The 23,085-nt window shown below is 50.6% G+C and carries 23 protein-coding genes; 4 read left to right on the top strand and 19 right to left on the bottom strand.

What is annotated here, in order from left to right; translation table 11 throughout:
- The 3 genes from WCK51_15755 to WCK51_15765 all read right to left on the bottom strand — a co-directional run.
- A partial coding sequence (locus tag WCK51_15755) for an AAA family ATPase (protein MEI7578343.1) occupies positions 1-526 on the bottom strand: 526 nt, incomplete at its 3' end.
- The gene (locus WCK51_15760; protein ID MEI7578344.1) at positions 523-2,424 is read right to left on the bottom strand and encodes a hypothetical protein; all 1,902 of its coding nucleotides are present in this window, start codon (positions 2,422-2,424) and stop codon (positions 523-525) included. The genes WCK51_15760 and WCK51_15755, both read right to left, overlap by 4 nt.
- Position 2,425: 1 nt before the next feature.
- Complete coding sequence (locus WCK51_15765) at positions 2,426-2,674, bottom strand: hypothetical protein (protein MEI7578345.1); 249 nt, start codon at positions 2,672-2,674, stop codon at positions 2,426-2,428.
- Between the two features lie 157 nt (positions 2,675-2,831).
- On the opposite strand from WCK51_15765, the gene WCK51_15770 reads away from it, so the two are divergent.
- Together WCK51_15770 and WCK51_15775 are read left to right on the top strand one after the other, a co-directional pair.
- A complete protein-coding gene (locus tag WCK51_15770) occupies positions 2,832-3,038 on the top strand; it encodes a hypothetical protein (GenBank protein MEI7578346.1) in 207 nt (68 codons plus the stop codon).
- 2 nt (positions 3,039-3,040) lie between these two features.
- Positions 3,041-3,535 (top strand): putative toxin-antitoxin system toxin component, PIN family, encoded by a 495-nt coding sequence (locus WCK51_15775; GenBank protein ID MEI7578347.1) that lies wholly within the window; start codon positions 3,041-3,043, stop codon positions 3,533-3,535.
- Positions 3,536-3,562: 27 nt separating this feature from the next.
- On the opposite strand, the gene WCK51_15780 is transcribed toward WCK51_15775, so the two are convergent.
- Both WCK51_15780 and WCK51_15785 read right to left on the bottom strand, forming a co-directional pair.
- On the bottom strand, positions 3,563-3,841 hold the full coding sequence (locus tag WCK51_15780; GenBank protein MEI7578348.1) for a hypothetical protein: 279 nt from the start codon (positions 3,839-3,841) through the stop codon (positions 3,563-3,565).
- Between the two features lie 213 nt (positions 3,842-4,054).
- Positions 4,055-4,858: an ArdC-like ssDNA-binding domain-containing protein gene (locus tag WCK51_15785; protein ID MEI7578349.1), complete on the bottom strand. Its 804-nt coding sequence runs from the start codon at positions 4,856-4,858 to the stop codon at positions 4,055-4,057.
- A 228-nt stretch (positions 4,859-5,086) separates the two neighbouring features.
- Here WCK51_15785 and WCK51_15790 point away from each other — a divergent pair, with 228 nt between their 5' ends.
- Positions 5,087-5,581, top strand: coding sequence for a JAB domain-containing protein (locus WCK51_15790; GenBank protein MEI7578350.1), 495 nt, complete (start codon positions 5,087-5,089; stop codon positions 5,579-5,581).
- Between the two features lie 4 nt (positions 5,582-5,585).
- Here WCK51_15790 and WCK51_15795 read toward each other — a convergent pair whose 3' ends face one another.
- From WCK51_15795 to WCK51_15820, 6 genes are all read right to left on the bottom strand, one after another.
- The gene (locus WCK51_15795; GenBank protein ID MEI7578351.1) at positions 5,586-7,022 is read right to left on the bottom strand and encodes a hypothetical protein; all 1,437 of its coding nucleotides are present in this window, start codon (positions 7,020-7,022) and stop codon (positions 5,586-5,588) included.
- Positions 7,019-7,933 carry a DNA methyltransferase gene (locus WCK51_15800; GenBank protein MEI7578352.1) on the bottom strand — a complete coding sequence of 305 codons (915 nt, stop codon included), beginning with the start codon at positions 7,931-7,933 and terminating at the stop codon, positions 7,019-7,021. The genes WCK51_15795 and WCK51_15800 overlap by 4 nt, the downstream gene beginning before the upstream one ends.
- 902 nt (positions 7,934-8,835) lie before the next feature.
- Positions 8,836-11,634 carry a DEAD/DEAH box helicase family protein gene (locus tag WCK51_15805; protein ID MEI7578353.1) on the bottom strand — a complete coding sequence of 933 codons (2,799 nt, stop codon included), beginning with the start codon at positions 11,632-11,634 and terminating at the stop codon, positions 8,836-8,838.
- 8 nt (positions 11,635-11,642) lie between these two features.
- Positions 11,643-11,837, bottom strand: a complete 195-nt coding sequence (locus WCK51_15810; protein ID MEI7578354.1) for a type II toxin-antitoxin system prevent-host-death family antitoxin — start codon at positions 11,835-11,837, stop codon at positions 11,643-11,645.
- Positions 11,838-11,888: 51 nt separating this feature from the next.
- On the bottom strand, positions 11,889-12,809 hold the full coding sequence (locus WCK51_15815; protein ID MEI7578355.1) for a tyrosine-type recombinase/integrase: 921 nt from the start codon (positions 12,807-12,809) through the stop codon (positions 11,889-11,891).
- A 140-nt stretch (positions 12,810-12,949) separates the two neighbouring features.
- On the bottom strand, positions 12,950-13,939 hold the full coding sequence (locus tag WCK51_15820; GenBank protein MEI7578356.1) for a hypothetical protein: 990 nt from the start codon (positions 13,937-13,939) through the stop codon (positions 12,950-12,952).
- A gap of 553 nt (positions 13,940-14,492) precedes the next feature.
- On the opposite strand from WCK51_15820, the gene WCK51_15825 reads away from it, so the two are divergent.
- On the top strand, positions 14,493-14,720 hold the full coding sequence (locus WCK51_15825) for a hypothetical protein (GenBank protein ID MEI7578357.1): 228 nt from the start codon (positions 14,493-14,495) through the stop codon (positions 14,718-14,720).
- A gap of 9 nt (positions 14,721-14,729) precedes the next feature.
- Here WCK51_15825 and WCK51_15830 read toward each other — a convergent pair whose 3' ends face one another.
- The 8 genes from WCK51_15830 to WCK51_15865 all read right to left on the bottom strand — a co-directional run.
- Positions 14,730-15,194 carry a hypothetical protein gene (locus tag WCK51_15830; protein MEI7578358.1) on the bottom strand — a complete coding sequence of 155 codons (465 nt, stop codon included), beginning with the start codon at positions 15,192-15,194 and terminating at the stop codon, positions 14,730-14,732.
- On the bottom strand, positions 15,191-16,876 hold the full coding sequence (locus WCK51_15835; protein MEI7578359.1) for a type IV secretion system DNA-binding domain-containing protein: 1,686 nt from the start codon (positions 16,874-16,876) through the stop codon (positions 15,191-15,193). The genes WCK51_15830 and WCK51_15835 overlap by 4 nt, the downstream gene beginning before the upstream one ends.
- On the bottom strand, positions 16,873-17,847 hold the full coding sequence (locus WCK51_15840) for a hypothetical protein (GenBank protein ID MEI7578360.1): 975 nt from the start codon (positions 17,845-17,847) through the stop codon (positions 16,873-16,875). Before WCK51_15840 ends, WCK51_15835 begins: the two co-directional genes overlap by 4 nt.
- Before the next feature lie 357 nt (positions 17,848-18,204).
- Positions 18,205-18,924, bottom strand: a complete 720-nt coding sequence (locus tag WCK51_15845; protein MEI7578361.1) for a hypothetical protein — start codon at positions 18,922-18,924, stop codon at positions 18,205-18,207.
- Positions 18,925-18,957: 33 nt separating this feature from the next.
- Positions 18,958-21,390, bottom strand: coding sequence for a MobF family relaxase (mobF, locus tag WCK51_15850; protein MEI7578362.1), 2,433 nt, complete (start codon positions 21,388-21,390; stop codon positions 18,958-18,960).
- Positions 21,391-21,400: 10 nt separating this feature from the next.
- The gene (locus WCK51_15855) at positions 21,401-21,880 is read right to left on the bottom strand and encodes a hypothetical protein (protein MEI7578363.1); all 480 of its coding nucleotides are present in this window, start codon (positions 21,878-21,880) and stop codon (positions 21,401-21,403) included.
- Positions 21,881-21,985: 105 nt separating this feature from the next.
- Complete coding sequence (locus tag WCK51_15860; protein ID MEI7578364.1) at positions 21,986-22,789, bottom strand: ParB/RepB/Spo0J family partition protein; 804 nt, start codon at positions 22,787-22,789, stop codon at positions 21,986-21,988.
- On the bottom strand, positions 22,777-23,085 hold a 309-nt coding region (locus tag WCK51_15865; protein MEI7578365.1), incomplete at its 5' end, for a hypothetical protein. The genes WCK51_15860 and WCK51_15865, both read right to left, overlap by 13 nt.

Consider the following 23,085-nt stretch of genomic DNA (forward strand, 5'->3'; position numbering starts at 1 on the left):
CATAGGGGTCACCATTTTTGATACTTTCCAAAGTTGAGAGAAGGTCTGAGAGGCCTTTGAGGGCATGACCCGCGAGCTGTGTCGGGATGAGAATTTTGTCGGCGCAAACCAATGCGTTGATCGAGAGGACGTCGAGCGTCGGCTGGCAGTCGATGATGATGTAGTCGAATCCCTCGACCCTCGCTATCACCTTCTTGAGGACGGATTCTCTGAACGTCCTGGAGTCCATGAGCCTAGCCGTTCTTGCAAGGCGAATGTCACTCGGGGCCAACTTCAAATTCTCTTCGCTTGTGTCAAGCAGGATGTCTGCAAGCGGCAAATTCTCCTCACCTAAAACCTCTGAAATTGTTGGCAGCTCTGACTCATCGAGATCCACTCCTAAGCCATACGTTGCGTGTGCCTGGGGGTCAAGGTCGATCAAGAGCACTTTATGGTCAAGTCGGGCAAGTCCCGCCGCGAGATTCACGGCTGTAGTAGTTTTTCCCGTTCCTCCCTTCTGGTTGATGATTGCGATTGTTGTGCTCATAGACTTTTTTCCCTTTCAAATCTAAACGGTGTGGGGTTGTGCAGCTCGTCCCATTTCCAAAAATCGAGCACCTCCACTTTCTTTTCATCCCTCAGATAGTCGGCAAACATCTTCGCCTTCTCTGCGGGGTCCTCAAGCCGGGCCTTCATCTGCTCAACGAACTTTGGGCTCATATCCTTCATCCGGACAAGCCGCTGATTGTTCTTTTCCTCGAACGTCTTAACCAGCTCAGGATTCTCCACGGCGAAGACTGTGAGTAGTGAAGACTCATACTGATTGAACGCCTCTGAATACTGCTGTTGATGGCTCGTTCGAGCCTCCTCAATTGCTTGTCTTCGTGACTTTCGCTCGTCTTCTTCGAGCTTGGCAAAGAAGCCGTCCCCGAAAGCTCTAACAGCTAATGAGAGGCTCCTAATGGCACTCTTCTCTTGGTTTTGATTTCTCTTGACGAAACCTCCGAATGACCTTCCAAGGACTGCTGGATCGAGATCTCTACCGAGGACTCTGCCAATGGCTTCCAAGAATTTCTCCGCTTGGTCACTTTCCTGGCGACTAGGCAAAACGGTTGGATCGCCTTCTCTTCCGGCAAGCGCGGCGTAAAAACATCCGACGAATTCAATTGCTTTGGATGTCTGTTCGGACGTCCGAGCACTTTCAGGAATCGGCCAATTTTCCTCGATTGCTTTTCTCAGCATCCCGAGCTTATTGCGACTCACTTTCCTTAAAGGTAACGCACCGATCTGCTCCTGGATTCTCTCTAGCTGATACTTGCTTGCTAGGGATCGAGCTGCATCCTCATCGAATCCCTCCTCAATCAAAATCCGGTAAGAACGAAGTTCAAGCGACCCCACAGCAACAGCATCCGAAACAACCACCTGCTGTTGTTGTTTAAAAGAGTTGTTTATAGATGTTGTTTTAATATCGGTTCGATTTTGGAACGCTTCCTGGTTCGATTTTGGAACCGTTCCCGGTACGAATTTGGAACCGTTATCCAGTTCGATTTTGGAACTCATTCCCCGGTTCGATTTTGGAACCGTCTCTGATTTTCCGGTTCGATTATGGAACCGATCCCCCGGTTCGATTTTGGAACCGTTGGTTGATTTAGGTTCAATGCGAGGTCTTTCTTGGGATGGCTCAAGCCACTTGATCCCGTAGGTCGCAGCCTGGCTGTCGGCCCCAGCGTTCGGGTCAAAGAATCCTTCGGAAACCTTACAAACGTGATTCTTTTCAAGTGCCTCTCGGATCGCAATGCTCATGGTGGATCGGGATGCTATTCCCGCCCTTCGCATGATCTCAGTGAATGACATCTCGACCTGTTGGCGTCTGAATCCAAACTTGGTCTGGAAACCAATGGTGTGCCGGATTATCACTCCGACGACCTTCACGAGGGCTAGTGGTTCGTTAGGGATCGTGAAGTCAAAGAAGTCGTTAGGGATGTGGGTGAGGTTGCCGTTTCCAGCAAAGAAACCGTCGAATTCCTCACGGTCGGTGATGTAGTCTTCGCGCTCATCCCATCGCAGGGAATAGAGGGCGCTGAAACCTTCTTCTCCCGCCTTGTGGGGCTGTCCAAAGCGCAAGCAATTTATGAAGCGGCATTCTATGGCCTCCTCGATTGCCTCTTTGATTCGTCCCCGTCCGATCCCCGCTTTCTCGATGAGTTCGCGGTAGGTGACGGTCGCTTCTGGGTTTTGCGGATTGCCGTACTCGTCGCTCCAGCCAAGTGTCTTCCGAATGAGATAGGCAACCAGTCGAAGGCAACCACGGGACGCACGGGGAAGCACTACGTCGAAGAATTGGTTCGGCGTATAGGTTGTGCTCGACGTTGGCGGCGCGTAGCCTTGGAAGGCTTGCGCTGTTGTCGGTGCTCCAGTATGGTCGTTGGCTTCGTTCTGGTTCAAATCAACTCGTCATTTGTGATGCTTGGTTAGATGCAAGAGAAGTGATGTCGATTCCAGAACTTGCGGCGTGGTCTTTCACCATTCGGTTGATCAGCCAACTTCGTGACCTTTCTTCGCGGTCGCGCAACAATTCGAGATACTCTAAAACACCTGGTTCAAACGTGACTCCTGCTGGCGTCACGGTTCTTCCAGTTGTCGGTTTTCTTCCTCGGGCCATGTTAATCCTCTGGGTGAACGGTCGCAATCTCATCGAGTAATTTCAACTCGAATGATTTCCGCTGTCAACCCAATAAATGAAGACGGAGCACCCCACGTAAAAGCGTCACGAATCCTCGGTAGGGAAGTGTTCGGACGTCCGAACATCTGGTTCCTGAATCCATCGCTCGTGCAGCTCATCCAATAGAGTCATGAGAAGACGAAGACAACACCAGCCCATTCCATCCCCTTTGCTCGGTCAGCATTTTCCACCTGAACAAGCGGGCAAAGCGATCATCGAGATACTTCGGGAGATCCACCAGGACAACATCGAACTTGAATCTAACCATGTGGAGAGGTTCATCGAAAGTGCGGTCATACGGGTTCGCTCGGAGCGTGAGAAGGGAGGTTCCGAATGAGAATGTCCGTCTTTGATTGCAATGTCTTCGTGCAAGCGGTGGCGTTTCCTGGAGCTGCCTATCAGTGTTTTGCCCACGTCTTGAAAGGGCCGGATCGCTTGCTTACGAGTAAATACGTGCTTGATGAAGCACGATACGTTCTCTCGATGCCGTGGCTTCAAGCCAAGCTCCCCGGAATCACGCCAAAGCGAGTTGAAGCCCTGTTCCACCATCTTCACCGGGCCGCGATCTACGTTGAACGAGTCCCCAAGGTTTTCGATTTTCCGCCTGATCCTGATGATGCGCCCTACCTGGATCTCGCTATTCATACGGGGGCCTTTGCGCTCGTCACCAGAGATAGAGAGATTTTGAAACTGCGCGAGCCGAACAACGAACTCGGTCGGATGCTGCGTCAGCGACATTCAGCCCTTCACATTGCGATTCCGGAGGAATTTCTCGACCTGGCTCATGTGAAGCCGTCCTTGAATGAAATCCTCACTCGGCGTCGAAGTGGATAGCAAAAGGAAAGGCCCGAAGGCCAGTCCCTAGTATTCGCTTGGGAGTAGAACCGTTGTTGATGCGCGGTCGGCCTCGGTGATAATCCAGAACTTCGTGCCTAAGGCGTCGTGGTACACGGAGAAGATTCGAGAACTGTCTTCTAATGCAATATCATTCGCATCGTGGTCGTCCCTAGAACAATCTCCCCAATCCCCTCGCGCATGTCGCCGCAACGAGCGGAGAACGTCCTCGGGAAGAAGCGTGTCTCTTGCTCCTGGGGTAATCAGGGTTTGTCCGAGTGAGAACTTTGCGCTTTCGATTTTCATAAATGCCTCCTTGAAAAGGTTTGTGTTTCTTCACCCCTAATCGTGAGAAACCAGAACCTTGCTTCAGGAGAAGGCATGATAGGGGCCAGAAAATTTTCGTCAAACTGTCGCTCGGGGCATGCCAAACCTGTTGGCAGGTCATGAGCCTGTGGACGGCAAATAGCCACTGGAAATGAAAATCTGAAAGCGAAAAGGGGGCAAACTGGAAACTGATTACTCGACAATCGCCTCCAAGATGAGCGATGCGGCTTTTCGCACGGCGTCAAGGGATTGGGTGAGTTGGGCCTTATCCCCGCGATAGAGCTGAATGTAGTCGGAGCTTGCGGTTCCGGCATCGAGACCAATGGCCTGGGCAACGACAAAGGCGACGGCTTCGGCTTCAAGCTCCCTGCTGGTCTTGGTGGAGCCTTTCCTTTCATCGCCCTGATGCAGGATTTCGTGAGCAAGCTCGTGAACCAAAGTGGTGAATTCTTGTGAAGGGTCAAGCCCTTCTTTGAGCGCAATCTTGCCGCCCCTCGAAACACCTAATGCACCTCCAAGCTGGTCGCTGTACTCAAGCTCGATTGAAAGTTGCCTGACCAGGCCCTTCAATCTCTCGGAGTAGTCGCCCGGATCTCCGGTGACTTTGGCGAACTCTGGCAGAGGTTCGCCGTCGGTTTGGCTCACGTCGAAAACATAGACCACGCGGAATCTGATAGATTTCTCTTCGTCTTCGTCGGATTCATTCGGAAGCGATTCTGACTCTTGATTTTTGAAGGCCATAGGGGCGAGAATTGCAATCCCCTTCTCTCCTGCCTTAACGTATCGACCGAGTGACTTCCATGTGTTGAATCCTGCGACGTGGGTTGAATCAGGTTTCTGAGCCATGATCAGAAGCACATTTCCAAGGCTGTAGCGGTGGAATTTAGCCATTGTGGACAGGAACTCGGTGAGCTGCTCGCTGTGTCCGGAATCGAGGTTTTCGGCTAGTTGATCGATGTGTTTGTCGATAATATCTTTGGCTTGTTCGGTCTTCACGTTGGCTCCTTTAAGATAGATTTCTCACCTATCGGTGCCAAGCGTCGGTCTGGTTCAGAGAATTGCGTTCGGACGTCCGAACACTTCGTCTCCAGGATTTTCCATAGGCGTCGGGCCTGAGCAGCGCTTCAACTACGCAAGTCGAAGGCGGTTCCTGTGGGAAATTCTGGAGATCCTAAGTCACCTCACGCAAGGCAATTCCATATCCCCAAGAAAGGGAAAAATTGCATGAGGAGACAGCAAGTAGCTCGGAATCAAGAATCCAAATCAGAGTTGAGCGATCTGATGCCTCCAGTTTTTCGGGTTCAACTTGTTAGGGAAGCGGGCGTCAAGAGAACCGGAATTTCGGACGCTCATGACGCTGTGGCCCTCCTGCGGCGGTATCTGGAACATGAAGACAGAGAACACTTCGTTACGCTCATGCTCGACGTGAAGAATCAAGTGATCGGGATTCATACCGTGAGCATCGGTAACCTCAACAGTGCGATTGTCTCTCCTCGTGAGGTTTTTAAGGCGGCAATCCTCGCCAACGCGGCTTCAATAATCCTCGGCCACAACCACCCTTCCGGCGATACAACGCCCTCACCCGAAGACATTCAAGTCACTGAAGTCCTTCACCAGGCGGGCAAGCTTCTCCATATAGACGTGCTCGATCATGTAATTATCGGTGAAGAGGGCGCGTTTTGTTCCCTCCGCCGCTCTCACCTAATGCCACGGGATTGAAGGGTCAAAGCTTCTTCAAGGTTACAATGCTTTCACGAAGCAGATTGCGCAGATACGGGTGCCGCTTTAGTTGTTGCCCGGACGTGTTAGCCCTTCGGCAGACAATAATTGCTTCCACCTCGTATCCAAGTTTAAGAGCGATATCGCAGAAAATTAGATCTGTCGGGATTGGAACTCCAACATAGGCACTCTGATCGACCACAATGTGCATTCTTCCATTAGTATTGAGGCTGTGGAGACCTTGACGCAAGACTTCGGTCATGTCCTCGAAATAGGCCCGGAGCATGTTTGGAATAAGCCTGGTGCGTCCGTCACGGACACCAGTCTCATTTTCCTTTTGCGGAATCTGCTCCCAAATCTCTCGGCAAAGCAATTCAACTAATTCGTTGTCGCTCTTTAACTCTCCCCCGTATCCAATCCGGTAATTTCTGATCATCTTTGATCGATCACCTTTTATGGACGTGTCACTGATGAAATCTCCAAAAACCAGCTCCAGCTTGTACGATTCAAAGTAGTCAAAGGAATTTGCGTATGGAGGTGAGAAGATTATCGAGCCAAGAGAAAGACCTGAGTCGCAAGAAAACGCGGTTGCAGATTCGCTCAAATCAAGTGCAGAGGCTTCAATCGCCTGAGTGTGCAGTAGATCTGCTGAGGCGTGCGATGAGATATCCTCGAGCATTAGTTTGCATTGAAGCAGCACCCGTCCCTTAACATCGGACACTGGTGATGGCCGCGTCGCGAGTCCATTGCCATCCTTCTTTCGATTCGAGCAATCTTCGAGGGAGGATAGAACGCTCAATCTAAAAAACTCTTGCTCCTCAATCGACCTCAAGGTGTACGTCCATTCCAGCATCGAGTGAAGTGTGGCCAATCGTCCCGCTTCGAAATATTTACTCAAAGTTGACGCTTTCGAATGCGGAATCGGTGATTGTGCTTCAAATTGCCTTGACTCAAAATCGCTTAGGCAAGCAAGGAGTGATTGAATGTCTGACTCGGTGTAACGGCGCGTCTTCACCCGACTGGAAAGCACCGCGTAGCCGCTGACGTCTGTTCCAAGAGCTGCCATTCCACTCTGTAAGCAAGCTACCAAGGTGGAACCAGATCCACACATAGGGTCCATGACAAACTCACGTTCTTTATCAATCGGGTGGCGACGTAAGATCTCTTGAACTAATTCACCCGAGTAGCCTTCGCGGTATCTCACCCAACGATGAAATGGCTGCTGGGCTGCCCTAGACATATTGACAAGGCCCGCAAATCGCCCGATTTCGTAGGTCGTGTTTGAAGTTGATTCAATGTGTTCCAAGCTGGTCGCAAGCTTCTGCGAACGAAATACCGATTTGAGGTTGGACCAATCTTGTTCACACTGAAGATTTGCTGTCGCGCAGCGTTCCGGCTCAACGCTCAGCAAAACACTTTGTGCAGGCGCAACGAAGTTCAAACAAGTACCCCCGAAGGCTGCTCAAGTCGCTGCATAACATCCGAAAGTTCATCCTCATCCGCGCCCTGGCGTATCGCCTGAATTAGGGTGATCATATACTTCTCCTCCGGCCCCCCTTGGTTAGGGAGCGAGTCTTCAAACAAGCTCAAATTAAGCTGCTTCCCGCCGCGCTCTACCGGGGAGAGCTTGGGCTTGTTATCACTGCCTTTGATGAAGGTGTATATGAAATCACCTTTCGCGGTCCCTTCGTGCCTTTGGTGTGCTGTGTCCCTGTATGCCTCGATTTCGCCTTGGTAGGTGATCCCGTGCTCCTCGATATCGAAGCCAGCGTCTAAAGTGGCTCTAATCATTGCAAACCACGCTCGCGGATTCTTATTGTTGAAAGTAAACACGAGGCATCCTCCTGGTTTAAGAACTCTGTAACACTCCTTGAAGACTCGCGTGAGGCCTTCTCGGTAATCGTCGAAAGTCTTCGCTTCTTTGTCAGTAGCACTAGACTTCCGATGGACAAGGATCTCATCAGACAGATCAAACAGTTTCGCCGAGAACGGCAGGCGGTCTTTGAGCCAAACACTCCAGAAGTGGCATAGCTCGCCGTATTGAACGTTACTACCATAAGGCGGGTCGGTTAGAACCAGATCAACGGAATCATCAGGCAACTCCATCGACTCTGAGGAAGTGCTTTGGACCGAATATGACGATTTACCAGTAACCACTTCGGTGACCGTTCCATGATGACAAGACTTACTAAAGCGTGATCGCCTGTCCTTCAATCCGGAGATGCCGGCTTTGATTCGCTTCTCAAAATATTCAAGAGGATTACACTCAATGAATTGATTCGGAGTCCAATAAGCGTGCTTTGCCCAAGCTACCGGGCGGCCATCCATCCAACCATCAACGGAAAATGTCATGTTGTTGGTGTAACGTAGGAGAGCACTTATAGCTAGCAGAACAAAAACGTATTCGTCTTCGGATATCTCATATCGCATGTCGTCCAGGGCTGAAAAATAGAGTGCACTGATCAACCTGTTTCTCGGCGTGAAGAGATCCCGGAAGTGTGTAAAGCCCTTCCGGTGCAAACAGTCTTCCTTCTGTCGATCCCAGTCCAAAGGGATGAGATCATCCGGAACGCGCAAATTAAGGGAAGATGCGATTGAGTCTTCATTTGTGGTGCAGAAATCGAATTTGTTTATATCTGACGGAAGCGGCTCAGACGTGCTCTGGCTTCCACACTCATTGCAGCGAACGCGAAGATTTAGGATTGTTGAGGAGATACGTGCGATTGAAGCCGCTTTAATTTTTGACCCACAGTGAACACAACTATATTGGCCATCCGTCGCCTTTCCCTCTGGCGTTTTGAATTTATTGGCGTTAGCGAGTGGAGTCTGCTTCTGGCAGCCCGGACATTCCACATTGTAAGCATGCTCGACCCATCGAACCTGTGCGACCGCTGCACACGTGCGGCACGTCGTTTCAAACTGGGTTCCAAATTCTGAACGCACTCGTGCTTGGATCTCCGTTGCGATCGCGCGAAATCTTTCGTCAGGGATGTCAATGAGCTGAGCGTATTGAATGAAGCTAGCTACAGGGTTGACGTCATAGGCAATCACCCGTCTTTTTGCACTGAGACCCTCAATGAGCGAAACTCCCCCCCCAGCGAAGCAATCAACGATCAGTCCGCCCTCAGGACAGTAGTGGTCGACTAATGAACGAAAAACGTTGTGTGGCCGCCGCGCAAAATAGCGGTGCATCTTGTAGATCGGAGAATGCCCTGCGGACTCTGTGGTCCCCCTGTAATAAGTATTTCCACCCATTAGTTCGAACCCTCTTCCGCTGTCCATCGAGCTGACCCGTAGTCGTTGGCCACAAGTAGACCTTCAGTTAGAGCCAAGTAATCCGAGACGGCTTGTTCCTGACCTTCTACCAAAAGGAGCTTATTGGTCGGCGCATCGAACCTGAAGAGGTCTTTGAAAAGCTCGAGGTGCCTCATTACATATCGAAACTGGTTTCCGGTCGTGGTTCGATCTGTCCAGACGTCGTTGTAGGTAAATCCCACGGGGTGCAATCCGTTCAATTTTTCGAGAACGAGACCCTTGTTTGCCTCACTCGTGAGTTCTGTATTGGGAAAGTCCTTCTGAATCGCAACTGCTCTTCGGATAATCTCCTCCGTATTAGGAACACCCTTTGAATCAACCTGGACGGAGTAAAGCGTATATATAAATTCCCTGAAACCAAGGGACTTGACTTCGCGCATGAACTCGAAAGCGATTCGGTAGGGGAATAGACGATTGCCACTGCTGGCATCGGCATATTTGAGCATTTGGTTCTTAAAGAGACTTGTGAACGAGATGTCACCGGCTTTATATGCCATTCCCAGAGGAGTGAGCCGAAAGCGCCGGTTCTCCAAGGCCTCGATCACTCCGAGTCGTAGACAGTGCGAAACGTTATTGTTGTTCAGGCGGACAACCGCTGAATCGTAGGCAATAGCAATGTCCTCCATCAGGGCAAGCGTTGGTGCCACAAGACTCGATTCTAGTTTTTCGGGGGTGTAGTCACAGAGAGTCTTGAAGACGCGTGTGTAGGCGCTCTTTCGCTCCGTTTTACCGAGCTTGCTGCCAATCGCCTGATGGTCGCTAGGGTCCTTATTCACGTCGGCAATTTTTAAGAGCAGAGCTTCTGAAAGGTTCTCTAGGTTGATCGTTGGCGGAAGGATAAGTTGAAGCTTGCTTCCTCCTCCGGAGGAGATCGACTTCCCGGTCACAGCGCCGAGGTTAATGCCATCTATCCATTCAGCGAGGTTTTCGTCTTGATCCCGAAGAGCCTGAATGACGTTATAGAGAGTGTCAAACCCTGGCCCAACCATTGAATCCCCGGTCGATTCGTCCAGAAGGATTGGAATGATAATGTAAGCGAGCTTTCCTTTGAAGCCAAAGGGCTGACGCAGGGCACGGCCGACGGCCTGCACGATGTCAATAAGCGATCCACGAGGGTTTGCAAAGAAAACGGAGTCAATAAGCGGGATGTCAACGCCCTCTGTGAGGCATCGCACGTTCGTCAAGATGCCAGCGTCCGCCCGCTCGAAGTCACCAATTAACTCCGTTCGCTTCGAAGAGGACATGGAGCCGTTGACATGGTGCACGGCCACATCACCACCGAGATCGTCGGCCATAGCTTTGGCAAAGACTTGAGCCTCAGAGACTTTGGAGTGGAAAGTGACGGTTTTGGAGCACCCCAAATCTTGGATGCATCGGACAAGCAAAAGCCTTCGATAAATCGACTGCGCCAGTTCAAGTGCCCCAACCGGAGCACCATCTGGTTTCACGTACTTATTAGCTTCTACCAGTTTGCCGATCTCTTGAGAGTGGGTGCCAGCAAACACCAATCTATAGTCGGAAATGATGCCTCGATCAATCGCTTCTCCGAACGAGAGTCTGAACAGGGTTGGTCCGTATAGCTTTTCGTCGTCCATTGAAAAAACAACATCATCGGCTCGTTCAGCTGCTTCTTTGAGGTGCGCTTTCACCACTCGCTCAGTGGCCGTCATGAAGAGTCTCTTCTTGCAAGGGACAGCCGCATCATCCAGAGCAACCGAGAAGAGACCTGAGTTTCCGCCGCTTGCTGTCCGGTGAGCCTCGTCATAGATGGCAAGGTCAAACGCGGCGAAGTCTCCGGCAGCAACGCCTTCGGCTAAGACGGGGACTGATTGGTAAGTTGAGAAAATGATCCGTTTTCGGTCAGTTTTCTTCGAAAGGAATTTGCTTATGGTGTCCGAGTCGGTCGTAACGGGTACGTCTACCTCAGACAAATCCAGTGTGTTCTCATCTTCCAAAGCTACAGTGGTGTCGCTGCAAACGCAGAGGTAATCGAAGGGTGTTCCCGCTTCATCTGCCCACTCTCCGAGTGTTTGCCTAATCAATTGAAGACTTGGGGCCAAAAACAGGACAGTTTGAGGATCTCTCAATTCCATCAGCCAAAGCGAGATCAGAGTTTTTCCGATGCCGCACGCCGCAATGAACTTTCCCCGGTCGTGCTCATTCAGCCCAGAATTCAGACTCTCCAGGATTTCATTTTGATAATCTCTTGGCACCTTACGCGGCTTTTTCTTGATCTCGGAAGAGATTGCATAGTCGTGTAGTAGCGCGAAGAAATCAGGTCCAAGTTGATCAAAATGGCTTGGTAACACTGCCATGTGCCCAATCTTTTTGTCGGCGACATGGGGAATCGTTGCAGCGTTTGTGACGGTGCACCGATAATCGGCATACTCAGCCTCACCCCAAAAGGTCGCGAGGTCAGCATATGAGAGACCGTTCCGATTCGACCTGAATTTGCATTGGTATGCGGTGTATTCGCCCGAAGTTGTTATGTAGACACCGTCAACACCATAATCTTTGGCCTCAAGTTTCAGCGCGTCTTTGACCTTCTTCGGGAACGGAGCCTTTTGCGCGACTGGGCAATAGTGTTCTTCGATTTGATAAGTGCTTCGATATTGCTCAAAGTAAAAGAACACGAATTCCTCGAACGCATCCCCCTTCTCTGTAGAAGTTGGAAGTTGCTCGATGACCTCTTCCAAGTCATGCCATCGAGTGAAGCGGGTTTTATAGAGCGGGTGCATGATTGAGTCTAGGGGAGTGTCTTTTCAGCTTCTTCTAGCCGATCCAGGAGATCTTGATAGCTTGCGGCGTCTTGGAGGACCAAAGCGGGCTTGCCGTTGACCGTCAAGATCACGGGTTTTTTCGAGGCACCAAGTCTTGCTACGTGGTCTTTGTGATGCCGGAGAAAGTCCGTGAGCGAAAAAACTTGTCGAAGATCAACCATCAAACAATTCTTTGATACCTCATGGAGACGGAGTGCGGCTAGGATTTGGAGCTAGAAACGAATCCTTTCGATGTCTGCGAGAGTCGCTCGATGGTTGCGACGGTCATAGAGCTTGGTTGTCCTGCTGTCAGCATGGCCAGCAATCCACTGAGCCATCTCAAGATTTCCGCCATTCTCCAAATAGTTTGTGATTCCAGTCGCTCTGAAGCTGTGGCAAGAAAAGCGTCCCGCAAGCTCTGCATCTCGAACTCTGCGCTGAATCATCTGGTAGGCGTCGGTTCGGTTGATGGGCTTTTCTGAGAGTTTGCCGGTTCGACCGATGGCGCTCCTGAACAGCACGCTGCTCAGCTCCTTCTCTATTCCGGCCGCTTTGATGTAGGCGTCGAGATACTCCTCAAGTGTGTGGTGACAAGGAATCTCCCTCTCCTTTCCGCCTTTTTCGTTGAGCCGGATGACTGTGCGCCTTCCGACCTCCATGACGTCTTTCACGCGGAGCGAGACGACGGCCTCGACGCGCGCGAAAGTGAAGACCATGACTCCAATAAGTGCCCGGTCTCGAAGGCCGACAATCGAATCAGTGTCGAAGCTCTCGAAGAGCTGGTGCATTTCCTCCGGAGTGAATGCCGGCGTCTTGCCCTCGGAGCGCGAGAACCTCGGCGTCTTCACCTCTCGCACTGGATTCCGGTCGAGGACTCCCTTCTCAACGAACCACGAGAAAAGCATCCGAAGAGCTGAGAAGTTTCTTTTGATGCTCGGGTTGGAAAGCTCGCGGGACACCTCTTCCCTATAGGAGGCAAGATGGATGCTCGTAATTTGCTCCAGGCGGAAGCCCCTCTCGTCGCACCACTGGGCAAACCTTGCCACGTCGCGCATATAGGCTGCGCGGGTGTTGGCGTTCGGAATCGTGACCGCGAAGAATTCCAGAAAAGCCCTCTGCGCCTCTGTGGGCGCGTTTGCGAAAAGGGCGGGCATAAGATGACCCCCCGAATCTGGGGAGTTCGCCCTCACTGGTAGTAGAAGTGTGTCTCCGTCCATGGTCTTTCCTTCAGACGAGTTTGGCACACAAGAAGCCTCACATAAAAGGGGTTATGTGTGACTATTGTTTCGACTACTCAAGGGCGCGGCGGAGTGGTTGCAATCCACTGGGCGCAATTCAACTCGTCCTTGAATATTTCTGGCAACCTCTCTGGGGTTGTTCCCTCGTCCAAGACGATGGGGACGAATCTGGCTTTGTTCAAATTGAACGGCACTGGCCCATGTTCGGTCTCGATTATGGCAAAAGACTGAGCGGCGATCAGGTATCCCCGTCGATGGGTCTTGTTTTCGTAGCTGGTTGCGTCATCCTCTGTCATCACTTGATTGATACTTTCAGCGATCTCATGAAATATTTGTTCTTGAGCTTCAAGTGCCTGTGCCTCAGAAGTAAACGTCCGGTACGAATCACCATTTTTAGGAACCAACAGCTCTTGATCAACGCAGTGACGAACATCGAGCACAACCAATCCGTTGGAACAAGAACCAGCTTCAATTTGAGCGGCTCCTTCCATCAGCCGATTGAAGACGGTTACATAGTTCTTTGAAGTTACCAACTTGCAGGCTAAAGCTTCGATGGAACAGTTCGAGAGTTCCACATCAGGATTATTCTGTGACTGATCCTTGGTTCCGGCTATCTCAGCAAGCGATCCGCTGTTGATGGTAATTCCGGAAGCAACATAGAATTCGAAGAGTAATCGCGTGTGGTGCTTCGCCTTTTCATCTAGGTCGTCATAGTCGGTCATTGGAGAAGAAGGCGAAACTCCCGCATCAGCAAAGTGACGCAGAGATTCCTTGAACGATGATAACTGGCCGGAATCCTTTAGGTGGAGAATTCGAGTGCAGAAATCTAACGCACCGCTTTGTCTGCGGAAATACGGTCGAAGATCTTCCGCGCCGTAAAGGTCTGAGAAAGTCTTTCCATCTTTGAACGCCTCGTGGTAGCTTCGAATAAGTTCGGCATCAGCTTCCAGTGGGGCTGACGCAGGCAGACTCTCGATTTCTTTTACAGCAGCGATTGCAGCGTCAACAATCCTCACTGCTTTTTCGGTTGAAGTTAAGTCACCCATGATTCTTATCGTTATTCCCTGATCGTCCGCCCAGTATGATCGTAAGGTGGCGGAAACGGGTACTGCATCACTTCATAGAACCCCATGACACGGGTGCGATGGGATTCGTTGGGGTACGAATTTGAAGATGAATCGACGCCCCTGCCGCTCGAATCATAGGGTGGCGGGAAAGGCATTTGAACTGCATCGAGTGCCAAGAAGCGTCTTTGCGCTTCAACCTTGGGCACTTCCATGACCACCAGCTCCCCTGGTAGCTCCAAAAATACTCTTACCGATTGAGACTCCATATCAAGATTATGGCTGCCGTTCTAAGTAGTCCGATTTGTTCTTTAATAAGCGAGTCGCCCTATCATGAGGAGAATCTTCGCGCTTTCCCATTCATCGCACTCAAAAAGATTTTGACACTTGGCCAAAAAGGTGTTCCGATGGATTAATGAATGATCCGAGACTTCTCGCAACTCAACTCGCAGTCCATCGACTAAAGAAAACGGCCTCGGCTGTTGGTCTACTCAAATTCATTCGAGGATTGCAACGGGATCGTCTCCTCGGCACGATGGACCCTATTATAAACGGCTATTGGGACATTAACGGGTTTCATGTCTTCCCCGTACTTGCCGACAACCCTAGTCACGACATCTTTGTCATCGCCGATAAGAGTGAGGATGCATGGGGACCAATTAAGGACGAACTGTGTCCCTGGGCTGGCACTCCTTATCCAACTCACCAAGCCCTTTTGGATGGAGAAATCGGCTCACTTCAGCTCATTCATCTTCAAAACTAGCTTAACTGTTCAGTCGAAATCTGGACCATTTGGGCGTTTCGGCCTTGTGAGCTCCTCATGCCATTCTTGGAAGGAATCCGGTGCTCTCTCTTTACATTCAGATAGCGGCACTTCACGCGATTCAATATCATGGCGAAACACTTGAGTCATGGAGAGATCGGCCCGCTTCGCCTCAGTGAGATCATCTGGTGGTAAGTCAGCGTCCATACCTTTTGGAAGTAGCGTCTCCTCTCGACGATTACGAAACGAATATTCGGTGGTCTTGCCGTCCACCTTTTCCCACCAAGTCACGTTCTCCGCCCCTTGGAACTTGTGGCCGGTTGCAAACTCGGCAAACCCGCTACGGTTTGCTTCAATTCGCTCTCTTTGTCCAATGGGTTCAACCACCAAAAGTGGCTTATCGGACTCCAACTCATAGCCCTGTATCTTATATGTCACACCGCGATACGCATATGAAGCCTCGTACTCTTTCATTCCTTGCCCCTCTTCTTAAGTTTGAGCAATTCTCTGAGATGCTCACCTGCACTAATACCTGTCAGTTTGTCGGGTGCACCAAGTGCCGCCGCTTGCTGTTGATCCTTGAAAATGTCCGCCAAATTCACGTCGAATCCGAGCCTGTCTAGGTCGTCCTGGGTCCAGGGCGGCAAAAGTTGGTCGCTTGGGGCGCTCTGTATGCATTCTGAGACGAAAAGCGATGCGATCTCTTCTTTCGCTCCAGTCGCCCTTTGGTACCGAGATGCGATTATCTTCAAGTCCACTCTTGGAGCCTCCTCCTTCTCGACGAACATCGATCGTTCCTGGACTTCTTCGAGGGATAAGCCCTTTGACTCAATATCCGGGCCCTTTCTAATTCCTCGGACCGACTTCGATGCCGAAGCGTTGCTGCCAAACAAGAAGCTATCCGTATAGAAGAAGGGGCGCTCCATATCTGTGGAGCCGCGTGTCGAGGTCAGACTCGCATTCTCGCCTGTCGAGAAACCTAGCGAGTCATTTTTACCTCGCTCCATCCTCCTTCCGAACAGATCGCTCGCCCATTGAGCTGTAGCAGGGCTATTCACTCGCAACACGGCAACGTTGTTGAACTGAGAGCAGAGCTCGTTCGCGACTTCTTCTCCATAAACATCCTTCAACCCATCTATGTCTTGGAATCCCATCACAACACAAGCGTTCTTAGACCTTCCTTTCGTTAATAGCCGACTCAAACCGTCCAACCGTCCTGCTTCGCGAATTTCGTCCAGAAAGAACCATATCTGATTATCACCAGCTGCCCTTTCTTGAGGGCTTCTTTCAGGACGTGCAAGTACAAGTTCAGTGATCCGTTTGAAGATCGCTTGATTGATCGGGTCAATAGCAGCTCGTGCAGACTCATCATTGCCCAAGACCAATATTGAGCCGGGCGAACCAGGTCCTGGCTTTTCATTAATCCAAGACTTTAATGACAATTTGCCGCGCCCGCCTGGTTGCATCGCATGATACCAACCTGCCGCTACAGGCTCGTAAATTGATAACTTGCTATTGATGCTAGCCCGAATGTTGGCTTTTGTTCTTGGGTCAGTCAGTTCGCCCAAATAGTTATCCCGAAGTCGCTGCAAGATAGGAAAAGGAACCCCAGATCGGGTTTCAAAGAGTTGCAGAATCAGATTTAAGTAGGGTTCGTAAAGCATAGCCAACAAGACGTCCCGGAACTCCCAGGTTCGCTTATTCGGCACACACTCAATGAATGCCAGCACGACCCCACTAAGAATGTCTCGCACTGCGCTGGTAAAGAATCCCTCCGAGGCACCACCCTTTTCAGAATCTGGCACCAGGATTGTCGCTAATTGTCTTGCGGCGATGGACGAATCGATATCGGATGCCATATCCCAAGCTGAACACCGAACATCAAAAGGATTGAGAATCTTTAAGCTGTCGAGTGGTACGGCATCGGAGTCTATTCTGAGTCCTGCAAGGAACGGGATGAGTTCCTGTTTTGGGTCATAGACCACAGCCCGAACGCCACTATCACTGATGATAGAATGCATCGCTTGGTTAATCAGAGTTGACTTGCCACTTCCGCTGGCTCCGATAACTAAGTAGTGTTCGTCACCGTATTTTCTCGATACTGTGCCGCCTGCCCAGCGAAAGGATTTGGGTATTCCAGCTTGCGAGTTGCTCATTCACGGACCCAACCTTCCCGCTCGGAAATCGTTCGATTAATTCTCGACTCGACAGGGTTGGTGGAGACGTCTACTGCCGACTCGGCTCTCTGCTGAGTCCCAATAATTGGAACAATGCTCTGATACGATTGCATCAATGCCAGCCGGACTAGCATGCGAAATTCCTCGGATTGCTTTTGCTTCTTGATGCGCAAAGATTGCGCTCCCATCATGAACCCAATAGTTACCACTATGGCGCTAACCACTCCACCAATTCCGCCAGCGATCAAGAATCCCGGCCAATACCCAATTGCAAGCGAACCCATAAATGCGAGCATTGCAAAAAAGCCAGCACCCGATGTATCTGGGCCCGCTTGTTCTGGACGTTTCGGCTCTGGGAAAAGAGCGGAGACTAGCCATACCGAAGCATTTTTTGAGATTGCAATTGTCTCCTTTGAATCCATCACCACAGAGACTGAATTACCAACCGAGTTCAGCCTCAAGGCCCCGATAGTTCTAGTAAGAGAGCCATTGCACTCGATGCCGAGAGAGTAAATCTCTCCTACTGAACTTGACTCGAGTTCGGTCGATAGGACTGTTTTGCAACCAAGAGTTTTCAACCGAATCAGGCGATACTTCGGCGGCATCGCTACACCCTTCAAAGCCAATTCGAGTTGCTGCAACACTGAAGTTAACATTTGCGAAGTTGCAATTCCCGACTGAAAGGTTATTGGAGCGAGGAACTCTGAATGGAAATCTGAACCCATCACGACTCTGGTGGGATATTGTCCAGGAGCGACGTTCTTATTTGCTCCTAAATTTGCAGGCTCATCCTGATAGTGGGAAATTAAACGCATCTCAGACCGAAATGCGTAAAACATAGTGCCCATCGTGAAAGCAATCACGATCAGCCCGTTCGTGTTCAGAATGACAGGGAGCACAAACAGACCAACCGCGCTGATTGCCCCAACAAGAATAGATTGCGCTAACAACCCACCAGAAAATGAGTTAACTGAGTCTGTGCTAGGTTGTTCTCCCCTAGTCGCTATGACCCTCGCTCCAAGCCCAACGAAGAGTGCTAGTGACACTATAAATGTCGGAACAATAATCGGCGCGAGGGTAACTGCTGCGGTATTTGGCATCGCAAGCTGAACCCCAATGGGAAGCAGAGCAGAAAGAATGACAGGCAAAACAAAGCAATGCCAAAACGCGGGCCACCTGCCATCCTTAACCCGCAATAAGAGACAAGGCGCGATGAGGAGAGCAATCACTGTAGTACATATGGTTATCTCTTCACTCATCAGAAAGTTATACCTATTGAATTAGACACATTCATTGACTGAGTCGATTCATCTTCTCTCCCAGCCTGCTTGATTCTGCTCTCCGGAGAGTTCGATCCTATCTCGACTCAGAGCCGACTGGCAGCTTACGGTCCAATATGAAGCCAAAAGGCTTTTGAACCATGCAGCTTGCTTAGCAACCTCATCAGTCGTTAGGTTCGAAAAAGCAGCATCCCACACAGCAGTGACTAGCCCTGTGCCATTTTCGGTTTGGTTGTATCTCTCATGCTGATGACTCCCGTATGCAAAGTGGGAATCCTCAAACCTCGGGGTCTTGAATGCTCGAATTTCAGAGGCATACAATTTCCAATCCAAAAGTGGACCGCGTCTTGTGATTACAATCCAGCCGATGAACCTGATTTTGTTGTTCGGTTGATAACAGGCAACGACTGTACGTTTAATTCCCTTGTCAGGAGGCTCAGCGAACATTGCAACTGAAATGTCCCCTTCGGAGTCTTGGCTCAAGAAATGGCCGTATTGACTTATGATTTGTTCTTCAAGCGCTGAGTCGAATCCTGATGTAGGTATTTGACCACCTAAAAGTGGATACCAGTGACTAGGCATGGCAATACTAGGAAGCTCCTCCCCAGATTGCAACTGTCCGTTCGAAGTCACTTCTGTTTTCATCCGGTCACCAACGCCTCGACTGAGTTGACCAATCCATGAAAGGAACAGGTACACCACGGCAATGATCACTATGACAAAAAGAATTTGTACTTCGGGAACCATTTTTTTGCTCAGTTTACTGCTTGCAAAACATCGCTAAGATGGCTGAGGATCTTCTAGTCCGTGCTTGAGTCTCGTCAACGTGTGAGCCATTTCTTTCTGTCTGGACCTTTCCATTTCTTTAACCAGTTGAGCGAGATCGTCCCCAGCTTCGCTTCGAGTCATAAAAAGGGTTGTTCTTTCTCTCGCTCTTGAAGCTTGCACATACGAGATCTCTCTGTCTTGCATATTCCCCCCAACGAGGACGAAAGCCTCCTTCGTTGTAGCTCCTTGAGCCTTGTGCGTTGTCGCCGCGTAACCCAATGAAATGTCTGGCATCGCAATCGTCTCGAAGCTCACTTTTTCACCCGAATCCAGGCTCACCGACATCCTTTCTCCATCGCCAGAGATTCCGACAATCGTGCCACGTTCTCCGTTGACGACTCCCAGCGTCTTGTGATTTTTTGTGAAGATCACTCGGTCACCGACATGCATTATTTCATCGTTGAATTCAATTCCTTGCTCTTCGATTTCCTTATCCTTCTTCCTTTCATCTTGAGCGAGCCTGTTTAGCTCACGAACTTCAAGTCGTGTAGAGGCAATGATGAGAGATTCTTTCAGGGGAAGATCGGCCTGTCTCCACGATTTTATTAATTCAGTCATCGCGTCGTACTTGGTTTCGGAGATCTTGAGAAGACCACGAGACGCAAAGGCATTGACGGCCTCTTTCGTATTTCCATCCGCCATGTCTTTGACTGCCTGACGTGCCCACGGGTCATGTTGTCTCCGAATGTCATTCAGCTCTGCCCTTCCAAACCTGGCGCCTAATTCCATGAACGGCGCTCCAGGACCGATAGGTTGCAATTGTCGCTCGTCTCCGACAAGAACTAATTTGGCGCCAACTCTCTGAGCAAAACTCACCAATTTCTCAAGGTCAGGAGTCGCAACCATTCCAGCCTCATCGACAACAAGCACCGTATCTGCTTTAATTTCGCTGCGATTGTTGGCAATTTCGTGAAGGTGCTTTGCTATGGTCGTAGATCGGATCATCGCTCCTGCTCCAAGCTCGCCTGCGGCTCGTGCAGCAAGTGCGGCTCCCAATACCGTAAACCCTTGCGCCTCCCATGCCTGACGGGCAACGTCGAGCATTCGCGTTTTTCCAGTTCCTGCCATTCCAGAACTCAAGGCCACTGCTCCTGTCTCAACCGCGATATGCCAAACCGCTTTCATTTGTTCCTCGCTGAGTTCACCGTTGACGGATAAGATTTTTACTCCTATATCAGGCGAAACTTGATGGAGAATGTTTTCTGCCATCTGCTCCGCCTTATCAAGCAGAGACTTTTCTAAGAGCAACATTTGCTTAGTCGTATATCTCTTTTCTGAGCCATGAAGCCCGAGCCGGATGATGTCTGGAGACCGTTGGAGATCCAGAGAACACTTGGCCCTAACATCCTTTGCAAATATCCCTCGCCCTTGGGATTCTTCAGCAACTCGTCTAATAAATTCACGTTCGCAAAAGTGAGCCTGCTCGGAGGTGATCTTCGCTAACGCAAGAATTCCAGTCTCACTAAGTTCTCTCTCTTTGTTTCGCGCAGGAATAACTGAACCTAGTAGACGCTCGACCTGCGAGGCACTCCAGCCGAATTCACTTCCGGTCCGAATCCAGTCCTCAAAAAGTTGTGCACGAGAAATTGCTTCCTTAGCGTCCCTTGTCTCAATCGCGGCAACGGCGGCTCCCTGCGCAGTCGCGACGCCTCTTCGAGACATTTCAGCTTCGATAGCTTCGCGCCGTTTACTGAAAAATTGGACGAGCTCCTTGGAGACGCCTGCGATTTCAAACCAAGTCTTTTGCCTTTCGATTTCGACCCCTAGATCACTTTCCAATCTGGCGGATAGCTCAGCTCTATACAGTGCTCCTGCGGTCATTTTGTGAAGAAATAGAGGAAGTGAACTCACCGTACCCGTGGTCCCATCCTCTCGCACTCCAATATTCATCACAAGCGCATGAGTATGTAGCTGAGGGTCTAATGCCCTTGAAGTAGAGTGTTCAAAGCAAGCCACTGCCAACCCTGCCGACTCCATTTGACGACCTCCTTTTCCTCGTCGAGTTAAGCCTGCTACATCCTGGAGATAGCTGAGCGACTCCTTTACAGCCCAAAAGTGCGCTTCTTGGATCACCTTTTTAATCTCGTCAGATGCTTGTGACCACAACACTGAGACCGATTTCGGAGCGGAAAATGTCAAATCCCAACCTGGACGATGCTCTGCTTTCCCTTCATGCTGCTGTAGTTGAACGAGCATTCGATCCCCACTCGGAGACAGTCCGTCAAAGAGATTGTAGAGATGATCCGGCTCCACCTCACCGACCAGACCAAGCGTTTCAGCGCCTTGGCCAAACCAAACTCCTGGCGGTTCGCCTCCTTCCAGATAGTAGTCTTCCCTCGCCAACCCGAGATAATAGCCCGCCTGCCCACCTGACATTGCGCTCATGCTCAACATGTCATCCGGCTCCCTTTGTGATCAATTTGATAATATCTGCCGCTTCTTGCTCGGTCGCCCCAAGTTTAGAGACCAGAACCAAATAGAACATTTCACCGAGGTGCTCGCGAACCGCCCGCACTTCGTTTATGAATCTCTCGGAAGGATGCTCCTCAAGCCCTCGAATCACGAGCATCCTTGCAAACTCGGAGCTACTCATGTTGCGCTTTTCTCCCTCCTCTTCTAGCCTCTGGATGTAGTGAGTTGTAAGACGAAACCCTATGGCTCCTTTCGTCTGTGAAGTGTTCGGACGTCCGAACACTTCCCCCGTTGAGCGTCCCGCAAGTTCGACTCTAAGACGCTCCAGGTCAAATTCGTCGTATGTCACAACTGGCCTCGTCTTACGTCTGGCCCGCCCGGTCTTCACTTTTCCAGCGGCGGCAAATCGCTCCAATGTGCGAACGCTAACTCCTAAGAACTCTGCAGCGGCTTGTTTCTCCATTTGAACTTCTGACTCAATTGTACGACATGATTCGCCATGTCGTTCATCCAAAGGTGAGTCAGGTGTGATGTCGGTAGGAAGTCAGAATAGCTAAAGCTCCAGGAGCTAGGAATCGAGACTGTCGAGAGCGTTCTGTAGAGCTTGCCGAATGCTGTCTTGAGAGTGCTCGGCAGTGTGAAAGCGGATAGTGATGGTGGCGTCTGGGAGCTTGATAGAAGTGGAACTAGAGGGTGGTAAGTCGTGGTCGGTGGAACGGGGTTGGCGGAGAGTCTTGACGGTGAGCTGGCCGTGAAGGGCCTTGGTGAGCAGCTGACGCTGAGTATCAGGATCTTCTTCTTTTGCTATCTCAAGGAGAACGGATCGTGTCAAGCGTTCGGACGTCCGAACGCTTTCCATCATGTCTTCGGGCAATGTGAGAATCCTGAGCGTCTCGTTGACACTCGCCGGAGATATACCAAGTCGGGCGGCAAGCTGTCTTTGAGAAAGACTGAACTCCACGATGAGCCTTTGATAGGCATGAGCCTCCTCGACAGGATTCAGCTCCTTCCGGTGGATGTTCTCAATGATTTGGATTTCAAGTTTTCGGTGCTCTTCAACCGTCCGCACAACGCAGGGAATCGTTTTCAGTCCCGCCGCTTTAGCCGCTGTGTATCGACGCTCTCCCGCGATCAGTCGGTAGCGGTCTTCCGCTACAACCGAAACAATGCATGGCTGAATTATGCCGTGCTCCAGGATCGAGGCTTTAAGGTCTCCAATGTCTCCAACATCCTTTCGTGGCTGGTCGGGGTCTGGTTCCACCTGGTCAATCGGTAGCATCGCAAGGCGGGCAATGTCGGTCGCCAGAGGGTCGAATGTGAGTCCGACGTCACCTTGTCCAATGGATTCAAATTTCTTCTTCAGGCTGGCCATTTTTCAAGAACCTCCTTCACCAAAGCGCGGTACGCCTGAGATCCTCTATTCGATGTCTTAGATAGGACGATGGGAATGAGCGGCTCGTCCGATTCGCCTTCCATCTGGCTTCGTTCAATCGCCTCAGTACGGGGTATTCGAGTTTCAAGTATTCGGTCTTTGATCGGATCGAGAATTCTTACCGCCTGGGCTTGGCGTTCCTCTCCGTGGCCCGTCACCATCGTCAACAGTATTCTCCAGTCATAGGGGTCACCATTTTTGATACTTTCCAAAGTTGAGAGAAGGTCTGAGAGGCC

It is taken from the genome of Armatimonadota bacterium (assembly GCA_037138755.1).
Classification (GTDB): domain Bacteria; phylum Armatimonadota; class Fimbriimonadia; order Fimbriimonadales; family Fimbriimonadaceae; genus Fimbriimonas.